Source organism: Changpingibacter yushuensis (genome assembly GCF_014041995.1).
Classification (GTDB): domain Bacteria; phylum Actinomycetota; class Actinomycetes; order Actinomycetales; family Actinomycetaceae; genus Changpingibacter; species Changpingibacter yushuensis.
Genome location: NZ_CP059492.1, coordinates 2,459,001 through 2,477,247, shown reverse-complemented (window position 1 = coordinate 2,477,247; position 18,247 = coordinate 2,459,001). Strand labels below are relative to the sequence as shown.

The window sequence follows — 18,247 nt, the reverse complement described above, 5'->3', positions numbered from 1 at the left end:
GTGGGGGATTCCCAAGCGACGCCGGCGCGGGCGTCCATTCTGCCGCCCGCTCCGTCCACGATCGACACCGATCGTGGACGGACCGTCCGCATACAGCTCGACCCTGTGGGCAAGTGGGATTCTGTTGTTGCCTGTGTGGCTGGTGGGGGCCCAGACAAACCTACTCAGATCATCGGGCATTGTTCATACATCTTTCTTACGCCTGAGTCACTCACCGCCACCCTTGGGCGCCCTGACATGCTTGGTCGGTTCGGTCTGAGTATGCGCAGGGCGCGGCTTCTCACTCTCCTCATTGATGGGCTTGAGGCGCAGAGCGCTTGCAGCGGTTTCTGGATCTTCGGGTTGCCCAATGCCCAGGGGCCGCAGTTCCTGCCATGTTCAGACCTGATGCCGATGGCAGATCTCTTAGAAACGATTCTGACCCTGGCTCGGGCAATGAGTGGCACGGCCGAATCTGGCCAGATTCTCAGTGCCCTCTCGGATCGCCGGTTCTATCATGGCGGCGGCTGGGAAGGCGGTGTGGCTAGCACCAGCAATAATGCTGACCAGAAGGAGTATTTTCCGTTGTATCTTTCACCGGTCAGCTTGGTGAAATCAGGTGTGATTGGTCAGGTTGCCACGGTGCGGCTCTCAGAAGTTGGCCCAATGCTTGGCGAATACTCCGGAGTGATCATTGAACCTGATGCCGGCTACGCATTGGTGATTCCTAAGGACCAACTTCCCTAGGAACTCACTTCCCTAGGAACTCACTTCCCTAGGAACTCACTTCCCTAGGAACCAGCCGACCTTTCGAACTTGATGTAAGCGTAGATATGGTCAATGCGTTGCTGCACGATAGGGGCAAGTTCACGAAGCAGCCGTTCGCGCGGCATGGAGGCCAGTGGCTCGAGCTTGATGATGTAGCGCATGGTTGCAACACCATAGAGCATTGCCATGGCCAGTTCGATATTGCCTGCTATTTCGTTCTTGCCGCCCAGCTCTTCGCCTACCCGGGAGATAACGTCCGACCGCATATAGTTGCGGAACCGCTGCACCGTAGCGGTATCAGTGATGAGTGCTCTCATGAGCGCCCCCATGGTTTCGCCAGTCAGATGCTCCTCATACATGGTGAGCATGAAGTCAACAAGTCGTTCTCCGGCGCCTTCCCTTCCTGGCAGGATTTGTTCCAGTACTGCTTGTGCGGGGTCCATAGGTAAGTTGAAGCACTCGCGGAACAGGCGTTGCTTGGCCCCGAAATAGTACGCCACAAGTGCCGAGTCGCATCCAGCTCTCCGGGCCACGTTTCTAACTGTCGCGCCTTCGTATCCTTTTTCTAGAAACTCCTCGCGTGCCACCTGAAGAATCCGGCTCCGCACCTCACCGCGCTTAGCCTTTGGGCCGCGGTCTGCCACCCGTGGCTTGCGGCCTTGAACGGGTTCTTGTGGTGTGCCTGGACGTTCAGCTGGAGCGTCCCCTAGGACCGCTATTTTCGCAACGATTTCCTCACGTTTTTTGTCCATGACTTAAGTCCTATGTTTGAGAAATGGCTTGTTTTCAACGATTGTGGGTGCCAATCCAGCAATTCTCGATTCCAAACAAGTCTAATTTCATCATTGTAGAAATTCCAAAAACACTCCCATACGATGAACTTGTCAATCAAAGTCTGGGAGGAATCATGGACAAAACTGGTAACACCAACGTGAGGCTCGGCATCGACGTCGGTTCCACCACGGTGAAGGCGGTAGTCCTTGATGAAAACAAGGTAATCTTCTCCGACTACCGCCGCCACAACGCGGATGTACGCGGCGAACTTGCCCGCCTCCTGTTGGACATTGAAAAAGCACATCCAGGGCTGCGCGCGCATGCAGCCATCACAGGATCAGGCGGCCTATCCACTGCGCATGCCATCGGTGTGCCTTTTGTACAAGAAGTCATTGCGAGTACGGAAGCAACGAGCCGCCTGCACCCGGATGTCGACGTCGTCGTCGAACTTGGCGGTGAAGACGCCAAAATCACGTACTTGCATCCCACTCCGGAACAACGGATGAATGGAACCTGCGCGGGCGGAACAGGTGCGTTTATCGACCAGATGGCCACCTTGCTCCACACTGACGCCTCGGGTCTGGATGAGCTGGCCAGCCGGCACCAGCAGCTCTATCCGATCGCGTCCCGCTGCGGAGTATTCGCGAAGACCGATCTCCAACCGCTCATCAACCAAGGCGCAGCACATGAGGACCTGGCGGCCTCGATCTTTGCCGCAGTGGCAACTCAGACTATTGCGGGCCTCGCGAATGGTCGCCCGATTCGCGGCACAGTGATGTTCTTGGGCGGTCCGCTCCACTTCCTGCCCCAGCTACGCAGGGCTTACGAGGACTTACTGCCAAAAGCTGATGCCTTTATTACCCCCGAAAACGCACAGCTGTACGTGGCGATCGGTGCTGCCCTTCTTGCCGACGACGTCCGCGTCACCAGTTCTGCCACGGTCACGGTGATGGACCAAGACTTGGAGGGAGCCTCACCACTCAAGGGCGATCTGGCAGTGCGCACTCACCAGGAAGCTGCTCCTGAGAAGCCTGTGGGCGGCGAACGGTTGCTCACGGATCTTATTGATGCGCTGACTAACGCTCACGTTGTAGCTGAGTCCAAGCGGATGCGGCCTTTGTTTGTTGACGCCGCCGAACGTGAAGAGTTCCATGATCGTCACGGCCAGGAAGTCATCCCGTCGGCACCAATTTCCGAAGCGCGTGGCCGGTGCTGGCTGGGCATCGACGCCGGATCCACAACTATCAAGGCCGTCATCATTGATGAGGATGAACGAATAGTATTCACCCATTACGCCTCTAATGAGGGTGACCCGGTGCAGGCCGCTGTAGATATCGTGACGAGGATTCGCACAGAGCTGCCTTCCGGAGCAGTGATCGGGCGTGCGTGCTCTACGGGATATGGCGAGGGGCTGGTAGCCACCGCACTCAAGATGGATGAGGGCGAAGTTGAGACAATGGCCCATTTCCGGGCAGCGGAACACATTCTGCCCGGAGTCACCTCGGTGATCGACATTGGTGGCCAAGATATGAAGTACGTGAAGATACGCGATCACGCAGTGGATTCGATCTCCGTGAATGAAGCCTGCTCTTCTGGCTGTGGGTCTTTCCTCCAGACCTTTGCGCAAACCATGGGTACAGACGTCAAGAACTTCGCGCGCGAGGCGATGGAATCTACCAATCCCGTTGATCTAGGAACGCGCTGCACGGTGTTCATGAATTCCTCGGTCAAACAAGCCCAGAAGGAAGGCGCAGACGTACGCGATATATCTGCCGGGTTGTCATACTCAGTGGTGCGCAACGCCCTGTACAAAGTCATCAAGTTGAAGGATCCCTCGGATCTTGGCGAACGGGTTGTGGTCCAAGGGGGAACGTTCCTCAATGATTCGGTTCTGCGTGCCTTTGAGCTTCTTACAGAACGGAAGGTGGTTCGGCCAGACATCGCAGGGCTCATGGGTGCCTACGGTGCGGCGCTGACCGCCCGGATGCACGATTCCGGAGTGGGTGAATCTTCGTTGGCGAGCATCGAGGATTTAGCTGGTTTCGAGGTGACCACCACCCGCAAGACGTGCCGGCTCTGCCAAAATCACTGCAACATGACGATCTCAACCTTCTCCAACGGTGAGCGCCACGTCTCAGGCAACCGCTGTGAACGTGGCGCTTCACTCGAACGCATTCCCAAGAAATCTGAGCTCCCCAACATGTTTGATTGGAAGTTCAAGAGGATGTTCGGCTACCGCCGCTTGACGGAGGCCAAGGCGTTCCGTGGTGACATCGGCATACCGCGTGTGCTCAACATGTACGAAAACTACCCGTTCTGGTTCACCATGCTCACCGAACTGGGATTCCGCGTCATGATTTCCGGCAGGTCTGATCACGATCTGTTTGAAAAGGGTATGGAATCGATTCCATCTGAGAACGTGTGCTATCCAGCCAAGTTGGTTCACGGTCATATCGAATCGCTACTGGACAAGGGAATCACAACGATCTTCTATCCCTGCGTCAGCTACGAGCAGCAGGAGTTCTCCGGTGCAGACAACCACTTCAATTGCCCAGTTGTGGCCACCTACCCCGAAGTAGTCCGAAACAACATGGAAAGGCTTGCTGGGCCAGACATCACTTTCGTCTCTCCGTTCGTCAATCTCGGCAACCGCGAATATCTACCCAAGCACCTAGCAGAAGCCTTCTCCGTATGGAACATCCCCGAAGATGAGATGAAAGCGGCTCTGGACAAGGCGTGGGAAGAGGACGCTACGGTCAAACGCGAGGTTCGCGAGAAGGGTGAGGAATCGCTCGCGTGGATGCGTGCGCACGGAGTTCGGGGGATCGTTTTGGCTGGCAGGCCGTATCATCTTGATCCAGAGATCAACCACGGTATTCCTGAAGTCATCAATGGGCTGGGGATGGGCGTGCTCACAGAGGATTCAGTGTGTGATGGGCGCTTGGAGCGTCCGCTGCGCGTGCGCGACCAGTGGAGCTACCATTCTCGGCTTTACGAAGCTGCGGCTCGCGTAGGCGACGAACCTGACCTAGAGATGGTTCAGCTGAACTCATTCGGGTGTGGCGTAGATGCGATTACTGCGGACCAGGTCCAAGAGATCCTTGAGGGGCGTGGAGACGTCCATACAGTCCTCAAGATTGATGAAGTTTCTAACCTAGGTGCCGCGAAGATCCGCCTCCGTTCCCTAGATGCTGCGCTCGCGGAGCGAGAGAACGTGAGTGTTCCTGCAGGATCGAATGGTGCTGGCGCTGTCTCCAAGCTTGTCGTCCCGGGTGTAAGCAAAGCGGGCAGTAGGACGGGTGGAAGCGGCCCAGGGGTGGAAGTGGCTGCCAGTACGGCAACAGTTCTGACGTATGCCACCAATAACTCAGCCGGCAACGCTGATGCCGAGCCGGTGCGTGTTTCGGATCATGGCGCCACCCGTGCAGCAGGCTCCACGGCGGCTAAGTTCACCAAGCAAATGCGGGCAGAGGGATGGGAAGTTCTTGTACCTCAGATGGCTCCCATTCAGTTCCGCCTCCTGGCCCCTGTGCTGCGCAAGTCTGGGCTCAATGTGCGTGTACTGGAACATACTGATGCGGTTTCGATGGAGACTGGGCTGAAGTACGTGAACAATGACGCCTGCTATCCGGCAATCGTAGTGATTGGGCAGCTTATCGAGGAGTTCATCTCCGGGCGAGCAGATCCGGACCGAACGGCGGTGGCGATTACCCAGACGGGTGGAATGTGCCGTGCTACCAACTACACTGCTCTGCTTCGCAAGGGCTTGAAGGACGCGGGGTACGAACAGGTTCCCGTGATTGCCGCTTCATTGCAAGGTATCGAGGATAATCCAGGTTTTGAGCTGACTATGCCACTGATTCATAAGGCCATTCAGGCGGTCGTGTTGGGTGATATGTTGCAGGCAATGCTGCTGCGTGTACGCCCGTATGAGTCGGAGCAGGGAGCATCGATGGCGCTCTACCAACGTTGGGATGAGATCTGCCAAGAATGGGTCACCGGCGGCGGATACTCGGCAACCTGGGGCGGAAAACTCTCCTTCCACTCACTCGTCAAGAGGTGTGTGGCAGAGTTTGATGCACTCGAGCTGCGCGATATTCCTCGCAAACCACGCGTGGGATTGGTTGGTGAGATCCTCGTCAAGTTCCATCCAGATGCCAACAATCACGCTGTGGACGTCATAGAAGCCGAGGGGTGTGAGGCTGAGCTACCCGGACTCATGCAGTTCTTCCACAACGCGATGGCTTCAGCAAAGTGGAATGAACGTAATCTGGGAATGGGTGGCAAAGTCCGGTGGCTCAAACCACTAGGACTGTGGGCAATGCAGAAGTACGAAGCCCCCGTTATGGCCGCCTTCGAGCGGACCGATGGGAAGTTTGAACCGCATCGATCCATTCAGGAAATGGCATCCCGTTCCACCGAGATAGCTCGCATGGGTAACCAAGCAGGCGAAGGCTGGTACTTGACGGCAGAGATGGTGGACATGATCGAACATGGCTGCCCGAATATTATCTGTGCACAGCCATTTGCCTGCTTACCTAACCATATCGTTGGCAAGGGAATGTTCCGCGCGTTGCGCAACAAGTATCCGCAGGCGAACATTGTGGCAGTTGACTACGATCCCGGCGCTTCCGAGGTCAACCAGCTTAACCGGATCAAGCTCATGCTCTCCACTGCCATCATGCACAAAGATGGGGTTCTAGCATCTGGTGTGGATGGGATATCCGAATCGGAGCACATTGTGTGGGACGCCGCCGCCGAGGTACCCGACACCAATGCGTCATCCTGTGGTTGTGGCGGAGGTGCTGGACCCTTCGACTCGGATAGTTCGGGCGCACCGCAAAGAGGCAGTCGAATCCCGCTTCCGCTCAACATCGCCTGATTAAACCCTCTCCCGTTTCTGTGGAGACACAGAAACGGGAGAGATGTCCCCGAACGATATGTCGCGGTAGTGCATCACTCTCAATCAATAAAGTGCATAGAGCCCTATCGACGCTGCGAATATCAAAGGATATGCGCGTCGACCACGAGAACTATATGGATTGCAGGTGATGTGAGTGCGCGAGCTTTTTAGGCCAGCATTGGTGCTAGCCACGGTAGTAGCTCTAACAGGATGTGCCGGGGGGGTCTCGCTTCGGATGGAACCGATTCACGTTCAGGTCTTGAGGAGATTGGGGTAAACCTCGGCGCTGACGTCGATGTTGATACTGGCGTAGTCACGTTGCCAGCTGACAGGTTCCGCATCACAAATGTGGAGAGTGACATTCTGGGGGCGGCGCGTAGTGGCGCTGTGGCCGCCTGTGCACGGAACAAGGGTCTCACATGGACGGGGTGGGACATTAGGGGGCGGGGACTATTCTGCGAGTCATATTTGGCACGTATTTGGGCCCTGGCGGCAGCAAGATGCTGAGAAGTTTGGGTTCATGGTTCCAATGAGTGATGCAGGCTTAATGGCGCGGGGCCTGATTCCAAAATCTGAGGACTACACGGAACCAACTACTCCCAATACTCAGCTTTCACAAGCACAGATTGAAGAGGTAGGTAGTACCTGTTCATCTGATCCTCAGGCCAAAGAGTTTGCTGAGGAAGATCTGGTCGTATCGAGTCCATGGTCGGATGAAATGGCTCAGGTTGATGTCGCAGTCAATCGCGACCCTCGGTCCCTCGAAGTGTTTGATGAGCTCGCACAATGCTATTCCGGTCAAGGATTGACGTTTGATGAGGATTTTCCTGGTTATGTGATTGGTGCTGACAGGGAGACGATCAGCGAAGACCAGATCACGATGGCTCTTTAGGTAGCAGATTGCCAGAGTCAAGTGGATTCCACTCGTCGTCTGGCAGATATTTGGGCAGATCTCCAGGCCCCCATCATCACGAAGTACGTGAGCGAGCTAGCCTCTGCGAGACGGGACATTGACGAGGCAGTTTCTAAGGCCAAAACATTCATCTCTACCCATCCGGAGCTCTACGTTGACCAGTGAATATTCCGAAGGTGAAGAAGTAGCTTTTCAGGGTTTAGCAACTGGAAACAAGCGGCGCTTTGTGTGGATTCTCGCCACAGTATGCATATGTGCTGCGCTGACCTTGGGCGCATTTGTTGCCGGGAGCAGGATACATTCGGCCAATGAGGCTGCAATCGCCAATGCGCAACATATACCTGTTGTCAGCGCTGAGGTTGAGGAACGAACGGTGGCTCTTCCGCAGCCGGCGGTTTCCGGAAAAGTTGCCCTTGGTACATCGTGGTCCGTAACCATGACGGAATCGGAAGGAAAGCTTCCAGTTGTCACAGGAGTGGCAACATCCGCTGGTGGCACGTTGGCAAGTGGCTCGGTGCTCGCGTCCGTTTCAGGGCGCCCCGTCTTTGCGCTTGAGCTTCCATTCGATCTGTACCGGGATATAGCTGGAGGATCCTCTGGAGACGATGTTGCTGAGCTCCAACGCGCTCTTATGCGCCTTGGTTTGTGTTCCGGTTCGATCGACGGCGAGTACGGTGCAAGAACTGCCAGCAGTGTTGAAGCCTTGTACAAACGTGCAGGGCTGAATGCGCCGAGCCCGGACGCTCTTGCGCTCACGGACCTTGCAACAGCCAAGAGTACGCTGGCTGAAGCACAAGCAGCCGCAGCAGCTGCCCCGGAAGATACGAGCGCGCAAAAGACCGTCACGGCTGCACTGGCGGATGTGGCCGCGAAGCAGCTCGCGGCGCTGACTCCTGTGAGGATGGCTGAGATTGTCTCCCTACCCGGATCTTCGGCCACCGTGGTATCGGTGGCCGCGGTGAATACTCGAGTTGGTGAGACCCCGTTGGCTGAACTTCGTAGCGGCGCCACCACTGCCAGCGCTCGCATCTCCGTGGGTGACAAGGAAACCTTCGCCGTGGGCACGAAGGTTTCTGTGGTGGCTACCAGCGACGAAGCTCTTGTGGCATCAGGAACAGTCACTGCGGTGGGTAGCTATGAGCAGGCTGATCCCGATGGGGGCAAGGATGTGCCCGGCTATGACATCACCATTGCTGTGGATGAGTCAGGGGAGTTCAGCGATGATCAAGAGGTTCAGATCACTACCGGTGAGGCTGAAGAGGCATCTGGCATCGCAGTTCCGGTCACGGCGTTGCGCCAAGATGGTGATACCACGTATGTGATACTCACGGAATCGAATGAACACATAGCGGTTTCGGTATCGCTGACTTCTGACTGCTATGCATTGGTGGAGAACACCAGGTTGAAGGTTGGTGACAAGGTGGTTGTCTCACAATCATGAACCTCATTCATATGGAAGAGATTTGTAAGACGTACGAGGTGCATCCGCCCATAGACGTGCTCAAAAGCGTGAACTTGGATGTTGCTGCAGGTGAGCGAGTTGCAATTGTGGGCCATTCAGGGGCTGGAAAGTCCACACTTCTCAACGTCATTGGTCTTTTGGATACGCCATCTGGCGGATCATACGAGCTGGCTGGCGAGGCCACAGCGGCCATGCGAGCCCGTGGGCGCGATCGGATGCGAGCATCCCTCATCGGTTTCGCTTTTCAGGACTTTCACGTGTTGGGCCACCGAACAGTCCGGGAGAACCTCGAACTCAAGCTAGCGATTAGCTCGATGCCCCTAACTCAGCGAAGCGAAGCTGTGAACAGCGTTTTAGATGCAGTTGGTCTGAATCACCGCGCTGAGGCCTTGACTCGGTTGCTCTCTGGTGGTGAGAAACAGCGCGTTGCCATTGCGCGGGCCATCATCGGCAGCCCACAGGTTCTGCTTGCCGATGAGCCGACGGGAAACCTCGATGAGGCCAACGCCCGCGGTGTACTCGATCTATTTGACGCGCAGGCGGAACGTGGGGTCGCCGTCGTGGTCATCACGCACGACGAACGTATCGCCCACTGGGCGGATCGTGAGTTGCACTTGGTGGATGGAGTTATCCGTCCATGAGGAGTCGCAAAACAGGCGAATACAGCCAGAACAACGAACGGGCGGCCACGAACGTACGATCGGGAGGGTCGGGGCATATGCGCTCGTGGACGCGACGCCTTCGGGACCAGATAGTTGACGTGGCGATTGAGCTCTCCTCGCGCATGTCGCGCACGATGCTCATGACCAGCGCCGTGGCCTTTAGTACGGGTGCCATGTTGATGTCAGTCGGAATCTCGGAGAATGCGGCCTTTCAGGTGGATGCGGATATAGCCGCATCCGCGGACCGTGACGTGGTGGTAGCGCCAGCGGAAACTCAGCATGGATGCTTGATGGTGAACTCAACGTGGCTCTGGTAGGAGAGACCGCCGCAAGAAAACTTGGCATTACGCAGTCCGTGGATCTGCGCGGTATCAGTGTGATGATAAACGGCACAGACTATTCGGTAGTTGGTTTCATATCGGGTGAGAATGCATTTTCGGACGCCTTGGTTATTCCATACTCCTGCGCGCTTCAGCTAGTTGGTGGAGACAAATGGTCTGAAGTACTCATCCGCTCAGCTTTGGGAGCCGGAAGTCAGATTTCGAACGTGGCTCGCGTGGCTATTCTGCCAAGCAGTCCTGAGAAGTTGACCGTCTCACAAGTAGTAGCCCACGGCGAGATGCGGGATACCGTTTCTGATCAGTTGACTAAGCAAGCCACCTGGATTGGTGGCTTTCTCCTGATTCTGACGATTCTTCTGATAACTAACTCAATGATCGTCTCAGTGACCGCGCGAACTACCGAGATCGGCGTGCGAAGGGCACTGGGTGCCTCGCGATCCTCTGTGGCCGGCGTATTCTGGGTGGAAGGAGCACTGATCGGCGCGCTGGGAGGTTTAGCTGGAGCAGCCGTGGCGTTCATTGCTGTGGACGTAGTCGCAATCCTCAACCAATGGACTGCCCACCTCAACCCCGTGTGGATCGCTATTGGCCCCGGTCTAGGAATGATGGTTGGCATTCTCGCATCCGCCTATCCCGCGCTTCGGGCGGCGGCCATTCAACCGGCAATTGCGGTTCGCTCAGACTAGGCGCTTCTCACGTCCGCATTGGTTCGGAGAAGAGAACAACTCCTCGTGGAGGCCATCCAGCCACCACTTTCCCAGTATGTGTGTTCTACTACCGAATCCGTGCTCGCATTCCCGACCTTGCCATTGAGTTGTATGTGGGCGCCTGTGACTCTGTGCCGCACTGTGGATGGACGTGGCAAGTTCGCGGATCCGATTCAGCTAGGCTGGGACCGTGAACGATTCCCACATCAAGCGCCTCATTGAACTTGTAAGCGAACTTGCCATCCAGCGTGGCGAGTTCACGCTGGCCTCTGGTCGCACATCAAGCTATTACGTGGATATGCGCCGGGCCACCCTTCACCACGAAGCAGGTCCGCTCATTGGGCATGTCATGCTCGATATGCTTGAAGAAGCAGGCTTTGGCGCTGGGGAAGTGGATGCGGTAGGTGGCCTCACGATGGGCGCGGATCCTGTAGCGGCCGCGATCATGCATGCCGCGGCCTCCCGTGGCCTAGACATCGACGCATTCGTTGTGCGCAAAGAAGCCAAGGATCACGGTATGAAGCGCCAGATTGAGGGCCCAAGCATTGAAGGCCGCAACGTGGTCATTCTTGAGGACACCTCCACCACAGGTGGTTCGCCCATTCAGGCTTTGGAGGCGGCGCGTAACGCGGGTGCCAACGTGCTCGCGGTCGCCGTCGTCGTTGATCGGGCAACCGGGGCAAAGGAGAAGATCGAGGCGCACGGGATCCCCTATTTCGCGGCCCTGCACCTCGAAGATCTTGGACTTGAACCACAGGTCTAGTTTCAGCGGGAGGCGGGTGCTGACGTGGTTGCTCTAGAGGCTATCCACGCCAGCGATCTTGATGTCTGAGTGTGTTGTGCACTTTCTTCCTTGCCTTGCTTCTTGCCCCGGTTCAAGCGTCTGATTCTGCGCTTGCGGCCTTCGCTCTTGCGGCCCTGATGTTTCTAGCCGTCGGAAGCGCAGCAATTGCCACTTGGGTGGCTGTGGTTCACGACCGTTTTGTCCTCATTTCTTTCGTCTCGACTCTCGTCCTTACACTTGGGGCGTCATTCGTGCCTGTGGATTCCCTTCCACACGGGCTTGAAGTAGTGGCACGGTTGAACCCCTTCACCTACGTTATTGATGGCGTGCGTGCGCCTCTTCTGGGAGATTCCACGCTTTTACGTTCGTTGCATGAGTTGGGTGTTATTGCCGCACTGTGCTGCGCAGTCTGGCTGGCAGCGTGGGCTCTGACGCGGCGAAATGTTGATTTGTCGCAGGTGAGCCGTAACCTGTGACCTATTCTTGGTAGGCGCCCACGTCTTGCAAGGCGCCCGACTTCGCGTTGGCTCTTGGTTGGACGCCGAGTTACGACGTGGTCACGCGTTGCGCCACGCATGACCACGAGACTGGCTCGGTGAATAGTCATGGTGTGATGCACCGGATGAGGGCCTAAGGATTGATGTGCACGGGGTACCCTATTCTGTGGCGCTGCACTGCACCCTGAGGATCTTGGACTTGAACGGCAAGTCTGACCTTGCAGTGTGGCGGGCAAGTTGTGGTCAGATGCTAGGAGCCAAAGGATCTTCTATGTCAGAAACTGAAGATGCTGCGCTGGATATACAACCGGCTGCAGGTCCGGATGGCATGATGGATGACCCCGCGTTTGATGAGGATGCCGCCTACCAGCGCAGGCCGGGTGCACGGATCATCGGAGTTGGCCCTATGGCTAGGCCGTGGCCGGAAGATCCCCGCCTTGATCCACAACTGCTGGAACATGGGGATCACCGAAATATCTTGGACCGGTACCGGTACTGGTCGGTCGAAGCGATCAGGCAGGATCTTGACACTCACCGCTCCAAACTGCACATCGCAATTGAGAATCTAGAACATGACCTCAACATCGGTTCGATCGTGCGTTCAGGCAACGCGTTCAATGTGGGTGGGGTTCACATTGTGGGCAGGCGGCGCTGGAATAAACGTGGCGCCATGGTGACAGACAGATATGTGGACGTCTACTATCATCCCGATGCCCGAGATTTGGCCAATTGGGCCACGGAGAATGGATACCAGTTGGTGGCCATCGACAATCCGGAGCACTCCACGCGGTTAGAGGATACGAAGCTTCCAGAGAACTGCCTGCTGGTATTTGGCCAGGAGTCGGCAGGTATTTCAGAAGAGATGGCGGCCGTATGTGGAGCTGCGGTGCGAATCGAACAGTATGGTTCTACGCGGTCGCTCAACGTGGCAGCTGCTGCTGCTATCGCAATCCACTGGTGGATTTCCCAGTGGCGGGCCTGAACCTGACGTACGGTGGCTCAACGTTCCTCCGAGATCCGGGTCACAGAAGTTGGGTGGAAAAGAGGCCCTAAGGACTTTCACTTCTTGGGTTGTGAAGTGAGAGAATGTAGATGTCCTGGAATCAATCGAAGGAGAGTTTTCCGTGCCTATCGCAACCCCCGAGGTCTATGGCGAAATGCTGGACCGCGCGAAGGCTGGCAAGTTTGCCTACCCCGCGATCAACGTAACATCGTCTCAGACACTTACTGCAGCAATCCGCGGCTTTGCGGAGGCGGAGTCTGACGGCATCCTGCAGGTGTCCGTTGGTGGCGCCGAATACTGGTCAGGTTCAACCATCAAGGACCGCATTGCCGGCACCTTGGCCATGGCCGCCTACGCCCGTGAGATTGCCAAGAACTACGATGTGACCGTAGCTCTGCACACCGATCACTGCGCAAAGCAGAACCTCGCTTCGTGGACCGAAGCCATCATGGATCTTGAAATCGAAGAGGTCAAGGCTGGCCGTTTGCCTTGGTACCAGTCCCACATGTGGGATGGTTCGGCAATCCCGCTTGATGAGAACCTCGAGATCGCAAAGCGTCTCCTTGACAAGGCTGTTGCTTCCAAGACCATCCTCGAAATTGAGGTCGGCGCAGTTGGTGGCGAAGAAGACGGCGTTGTTGGCGAGATCAATGACAAGCTGTACACGTCCACTGCCGATGGCATCAAGACTGTCGAAGCCCTTGGGCTGGGCGAAAAGGGACGTTACCTGACCGCTCTGACCTTCGGCAACGTGCATGGCGCCTACAAGCCTGGCCATGTGAAGCTGCGCCCAGAACTGCTCGGCACAATCCAGGCTGAAGTTGGCGAACACTTCAACGCTGGCGATCGTCCATTCGATTTGGTCATGCACGGTGGCTCTGGCTCAACCGAAGAAGAGATCGCAACTGCTGTGGCAAACGGCGTCATCAAGATGAACGTTGACACCGATACCCAGTACGCCTTCACTCGCCCAGTGGCCGACTGGATGTACAAGAACTACGACGGCGTCCTCAAGATCGACGGCGAAGTTGGCAACAAGAAGACCTACGATCCTCGCGCATGGGGTAAGGCTGGCGAAGCTGGCATGGCAGCTCGCGTAGTCGAAGCGTGTGAGCGACTTGGATCCACAGGCACCAAGATGAAGTGATTTCACTTCTCAAGTGACTGATTGTGGGGCGGCCTTCGGGCCGCCCCACTCTCGTTTATGCGCCTTGCCTGTTGGGATCGCCCCTAGTCCGTGAGCTCAAGCAGCATCACGGAGTGCATTAATCGTCTTGGCCTGAATTAGAGCAGCCATGTAGCTAATGAATGCGAAGCCAATAATCACCATGAACCAGGCGACGGCCACTCGTGAACCCGGGAGGAAGGCAAACAACACAACTGGAAGTGCAAGAACTAGCAGACAGAGGATAGTCTGCACCAACTTGCCGATCGCAAGCATGGCTGCGTTTCCCACATGTCCGCCAACGGAGTTGGTGAAGAAGGCTTGAAGGGGCAGAAGCCAAACAAGGATGGCAAGCAGTACGACGAGCCCAATCACGAGGACTCCGGTTAGTGCTCCTGCCGTACTGGGACTGGAGATGCCACCCAGCAGCCAGTTTTCAAGCCACGCGAGAATCACGATGACTAGGGTTGGAATCCACCAACCAAAGGACTGAATGAGGTTGCTTCGGAACGAACGCCACCACGTCCGCATGATGTATGAATCCTCCTCGCGTGCCATTTCCATGGTCACGCGAGCGCAAGCCGTCAGCGAAGCGCCTGCGGTGACAATGGGGATGCATCCTGCAAGAGTGGCAAGGTTGACCAACACCAGATCTGTGGCTGCTGAAAGAGCCTTGTAGAACGAGGAGTCAGGTGCGAGCAAGCCAGCCATGGTGCCTTTCCTTTAGGTGAAACGAGCGGAGGCGGGCAGTGCAAACTGTCCGCCTCCAGAGTAGCTGTGGGGTCTGGGAGGCTGCGCGCCTCCCAGACCCTTGTTCCTCGCCAGGCCGGTGGCGAGGAACAGTTTGTGTCCGATCAGCCCTTCACGGCACCAGCAGCCACACCTTCGATGATGTGTTTCTGGGCAGCGAGATAGAAGACGACGATCGGAATGATGGCTAGCACCAGCATGGCCATCTGAGCACCCATGTCGCGATTTCCGTTGGATCCGACGAGCATCTGGATAACCACGGGAATAGTGCGGTACTTCTCGTTCTGCCCAATCACCAAATAGGGGAGGAGGTAATCGTTCCATACCCACATGGCGTTGAGGATCGCCACGGTGATGGCCGTGGGCTTGAGGAGTGGCATGACTACTCTGAAGTAGTTTTGCAGCGGAGAACATCCGTCAATCAAAGCTGCTTCCTCAATTTCCAACGGAATCGACTTCACAAACCCGGAATAAAGGAACACGGAGAGGCCTGCACCGAATCCCAAGTAGAGCACCACCATGCCCCACGGAGTTGCGAGGTTGAGCATGTCGGCCACCTTGACGGTGGGGAACATGACCATTTGGAAAGGAGCGATCATTGAGAAGGCAAACATGTAGTAGATCGCCGAGGTCCACCACGTCTTCACCCGGGTGATGTAGTACGCCGTCATTGCACAGAAGAACACAATGACGATAACGGATACCACTGTGATGAACGCCGAGACGCCGATTGCTCGTGCGAATCCGGAGAGCGAAAGACCCGTTGCGTAGTTGTCCCAACCCACGAATGTATCGCCAGTTGGAATCGAGAACGGGCTGTCAGAGATGTAGAACTTGCCTTTGAACGAGTTCAGCAGAATGAACAGCAAAGGCACCATGTACACAACGGAAAGAAGCGTAAGGAAAACCGTCAACGCCAACCGAGAAGCGCTCGATTCACGCTTACGGCCCTGTGGCATGGGTTTCTTGGCAGCAAGTTCCTTTGTCAGAATCGGAGTGGCGGTTGCGGTGCTCACTGATCTACCTCCCTCTGGCGAGTGGCTCGCAGCTGTATAAGTGCGATGACCGAGACAATCAAGAAGAACACAACAGCTTTAGCCTGAGCGATACCTTCTTGACCAACCTTTGTGTACATCGTGCTAACGATGTTGAGGGCGGCCATTTGGGTTTGATCGAGCGGAGCGCCGTTGGTCAAGGCCAAGTTCTGGTCATAGAGCTTGAACGTGTTCGCCAATGTGAGGAACAGGCAGATCGTGATCGAAGGCATCACCATGGGGATCGTGACATTGCGAAGCGTCTGCCACCGGCCTGCGCCGTCGATCTCTGCGGCTTCGAGGAGTTCCGGTGGAATGTTCTGAAGCCCAGCAATATAGATGATCATCATGTACCCCATGAGCTGCCAGTTGATCAGCATGATCATGCCGGCGAAGCCCAGCCGCCAATCCAGCATAATCGTCATGTTCCATTGGCGCAGAATGGCGTTGAGCATGACCTGCCACGTGTAGCCCAGAACGATTCCGCCAATGAGGTTTGGCATGAAGAAGATTGTTCGGAACACGTTGGTGCCACGAAGTTTCCTTGTGAGCAAGTACGCGAGTACAAACGCGCCGATGTTAACTGTGACGATTGAGACCGCAGAAACGAGAACCGTGAACAGCAAGGCTTGGGTGAATCCTTGGCGATCCGTGAAAACCTGCGCGTAGTTCGATGTGCCGACCCATTCAGCGTTTGTCAGCGTGGTGAAGTCGGTGAAAGACAAATACAGGCCCAGCGCAAATGGAACGAGGAACGCGATCGCAAATGCGAGGATGGTGGGCCCAGTGAAAACTGCGAAGTACTTCTTGAGAGATCTGGTCATTTCCTTCTCCTGTCGCGAGCGGATAGCTCACGCCGGCCTAGAAGAATCGTCGGGGGAGGTTCAACCGATGATCCTCCCCCAACAGTTCAATTATCAGTTACCAGCCTTCTGGGCAGCCCATTCGGAAACGAAGTAGTCCTTGACTGAACTCCATTCCACTTGGCCAGCGGCGTACTGTGCCAACTGTTGGCCCAGGCCATCCTTGAAGTCCTGGCTTGGGAAGGTTGTGAAGACCCAGTTGATGTTGGTCAGGGAATCGTTGTTCATGTACTCAACGACTTCCTTGCCCAGCGGATCCTCGGGTGCCAGGGACTCGAACGTGGTGAATGGTGCGATGAAACCGAGTTCATCGGAGACCAGCTTGGTGCCTTCGTCTGATGTGAAGAGCCAGTTGAGGAAGTCGATCGATGCCTGCTGATCGGCCTCAGGAGCTTGGGAGTTCACTGTCATGAAGTTTTCGGTACCAATGGCGATGCCGTTGTTCTCCTCGCCTTCCACGCCGGTGTAGATCGGCAGGAAGTGGATGTCACCCTCTTGGACGGTATTACCTTCGACGTCGGCGATCTGGCTCCACCCCCAGTTGCCGTTCTGAACCATAGCTGCTTGCCCAAGCGCGAACTCGGACATCGAATCAGTCACGGTCGCTGCGCCGGTGAGTGCTGGATCGATTGTCGAATCGGTCAAGTAGAGGTCGAAGATGTTCTTGAAGTTGTCTGAGTAGGTTAGTTCTAGGGTGTCAGAATCCTGAACGCCCAAGTCCTTGTACTCGTAATAGACAGGGTAATTGGCCAAGTGTGTCTGCCAACGCCAATCCTCGCCTGAGGCAAGTGAGGTGGAAGCGAAGACACCCTTGATTCCCAGTTCGTCCTTCTTGGCTTGCATGTCATCTGATACGGCCTTGAGAGTGGCGAAGTTGTTGATTTCGTCGATCGACGTCACAACTGCGCCATCAAGGGCAAAGTACTTCTGCATGATGGCATCGTTGTAGATGATGCCATAACCTTCGGTGGCGAACGGGACGCCATAGATCTTGCCATCGCTGGAGACGGCCATGCTCGAGTCTGTGAGGGCCTTCGTGTAGTCCGCATTCGTGACGTCGAGCGCGTAATCCTTCCATGTCTGATATCCAACGGGGCCGTTCATGTTGAACAGTGTTGGTCCATCTGACTTGGCAAGTTCGGTCTTGAGTGTTTCTTCGTAAGTTCCAGATGCGGCAGTCACGATCTTGACTGGTACGCCGGTCTCCTCTTCGTACTTGGCCGCGACGGACTTCCAGGCGTCCTCGGATTCGGGCTTGAAGTTGAGGTAGTAGACGGAACCTTCATCTGATGAGCCGTTGCTTGAACCTGAATCATCGCTTGAGCAGGCAGCAAGACTACCAAGAGCCATTGCTCCAATTGCGCTGATCGCGGCGTACTTCTTCATGCGGCGCATGTTTATGCCCTCCTTTGGACATGATGTTGAGCAGTGTGCGGACTGCTCGCGGAGTAGTTTCTCCAATCCGACGGGGTGAAACCTGATCGGTGTGGTTACAGTCTAGCCACACTTTGAAACTCTTGCCGAAAAAAGTTGCAGAATTGTGACCTCAGATTTCTAGTTCGTCGTGATGTGCACCTCCCTGCGCACCTTTGGCTAGTTATTAGTCAGAAACGCGGGTGACCCGCCGAGCCCGCCGGAGCAC

The 18,247-nt window shown here is 56.0% G+C and carries 16 protein-coding genes; 11 read left to right on the top strand and 5 right to left on the bottom strand.

The genetic code is table 11. The features are described 5' to 3' along the window. On the top strand, nucleotides 1-726 hold the full coding sequence (locus H2O17_RS10665; protein ID WP_182049649.1) for a hypothetical protein: 726 nt from the start codon (nucleotides 1-3) through the stop codon (nucleotides 724-726). 44 nt (nucleotides 727-770) lie between these two features. Here the strand turns inward: H2O17_RS10665 and H2O17_RS10660 are convergent, their stop codons facing one another. Then, complete coding sequence (locus H2O17_RS10660) at nucleotides 771-1,499, bottom strand: TetR/AcrR family transcriptional regulator (protein WP_246311245.1); 729 nt, start codon at nucleotides 1,497-1,499, stop codon at nucleotides 771-773. Nucleotides 1,500-1,654: 155 nt separating this feature from the next. On the opposite strand from H2O17_RS10660, the gene H2O17_RS10655 reads away from it, so the two are divergent. The 10 genes from H2O17_RS10655 to fbaA all read left to right on the top strand — a co-directional run bounded on the left by H2O17_RS10655 (nucleotide 1,655) and on the right by fbaA (nucleotide 13,940). Next, nucleotides 1,655-6,403 carry an acyl-CoA dehydratase activase-related protein gene (locus H2O17_RS10655; protein ID WP_246311244.1) on the top strand — a complete coding sequence of 1,583 codons (4,749 nt, stop codon included), beginning with the start codon at nucleotides 1,655-1,657 and terminating at the stop codon, nucleotides 6,401-6,403. A gap of 541 nt (nucleotides 6,404-6,944) precedes the next feature. Beyond that, nucleotides 6,945-7,316, top strand: a complete 372-nt coding sequence (locus tag H2O17_RS10650) for a hypothetical protein (protein WP_182049648.1) — start codon at nucleotides 6,945-6,947, stop codon at nucleotides 7,314-7,316. Between the two features lie 175 nt (nucleotides 7,317-7,491). Continuing rightward, on the top strand, nucleotides 7,492-8,778 hold the full coding sequence (locus tag H2O17_RS10645; RefSeq protein ID WP_182049647.1) for a peptidoglycan-binding domain-containing protein: 1,287 nt from the start codon (nucleotides 7,492-7,494) through the stop codon (nucleotides 8,776-8,778). Next, a complete protein-coding gene (locus tag H2O17_RS10640) occupies nucleotides 8,775-9,440 on the top strand; it encodes an ABC transporter ATP-binding protein (protein ID WP_182049646.1) in 666 nt (221 codons plus the stop codon). The genes H2O17_RS10645 and H2O17_RS10640 overlap by 4 nt, the downstream gene beginning before the upstream one ends. After that, nucleotides 9,437-9,778 carry a hypothetical protein gene (locus H2O17_RS10635; protein ID WP_182049645.1) on the top strand — a complete coding sequence of 114 codons (342 nt, stop codon included), beginning with the start codon at nucleotides 9,437-9,439 and terminating at the stop codon, nucleotides 9,776-9,778. Before H2O17_RS10640 ends, H2O17_RS10635 begins: the two co-directional genes overlap by 4 nt. Then, nucleotides 9,745-10,488 (top strand): ABC transporter permease, encoded by a 744-nt coding sequence (locus tag H2O17_RS10630; RefSeq protein ID WP_182049644.1) that lies wholly within the window; start codon nucleotides 9,745-9,747, stop codon nucleotides 10,486-10,488. The genes H2O17_RS10635 and H2O17_RS10630 overlap by 34 nt, the downstream gene beginning before the upstream one ends. A 211-nt stretch (nucleotides 10,489-10,699) precedes the next feature. Beyond that, nucleotides 10,700-11,272, top strand: coding sequence for an orotate phosphoribosyltransferase (gene pyrE, locus H2O17_RS10625; protein ID WP_182049643.1), 573 nt, complete (start codon nucleotides 10,700-10,702; stop codon nucleotides 11,270-11,272). Between the two features lie 71 nt (nucleotides 11,273-11,343). Then, nucleotides 11,344-11,769: an ABC transporter permease gene (locus tag H2O17_RS10620; protein ID WP_182049642.1), complete on the top strand. Its 426-nt coding sequence runs from the start codon at nucleotides 11,344-11,346 to the stop codon at nucleotides 11,767-11,769. A 292-nt stretch (nucleotides 11,770-12,061) separates the two neighbouring features. Then, a complete protein-coding gene (locus tag H2O17_RS10615; protein ID WP_220456769.1) occupies nucleotides 12,062-12,772 on the top strand; it encodes a TrmH family RNA methyltransferase in 711 nt (236 codons plus the stop codon). Nucleotides 12,773-12,914: 142 nt separating this feature from the next. Next, a complete protein-coding gene (gene fbaA, locus H2O17_RS10610; RefSeq protein WP_182049641.1) occupies nucleotides 12,915-13,940 on the top strand; it encodes a class II fructose-bisphosphate aldolase in 1,026 nt (341 codons plus the stop codon). 96 nt (nucleotides 13,941-14,036) lie between these two features. Here the strand turns inward: fbaA and H2O17_RS10605 are convergent, their stop codons facing one another. From H2O17_RS10605 to H2O17_RS10590, 4 genes are all read right to left on the bottom strand, one after another. Next, nucleotides 14,037-14,669: a MusI family membrane protein gene (locus H2O17_RS10605; RefSeq protein WP_182049640.1), complete on the bottom strand. Its 633-nt coding sequence runs from the start codon at nucleotides 14,667-14,669 to the stop codon at nucleotides 14,037-14,039. Between the two features lie 143 nt (nucleotides 14,670-14,812). Next, entirely contained in the window at nucleotides 14,813-15,724 is a 912-nt protein-coding gene (locus H2O17_RS10600) for a carbohydrate ABC transporter permease (RefSeq protein WP_394367343.1), read from the bottom strand. After that, entirely contained in the window at nucleotides 15,721-16,566 is an 846-nt protein-coding gene (locus tag H2O17_RS10595; RefSeq protein WP_182049639.1) for a carbohydrate ABC transporter permease, read from the bottom strand. Before H2O17_RS10595 ends, H2O17_RS10600 begins: the two co-directional genes overlap by 4 nt. Nucleotides 16,567-16,659: 93 nt before the next feature. Beyond that, nucleotides 16,660-18,000 carry an ABC transporter substrate-binding protein gene (locus H2O17_RS10590; protein WP_182049638.1) on the bottom strand — a complete coding sequence of 447 codons (1,341 nt, stop codon included), beginning with the start codon at nucleotides 17,998-18,000 and terminating at the stop codon, nucleotides 16,660-16,662. Between the last annotated feature and the right edge of the window lie 247 nt (nucleotides 18,001-18,247).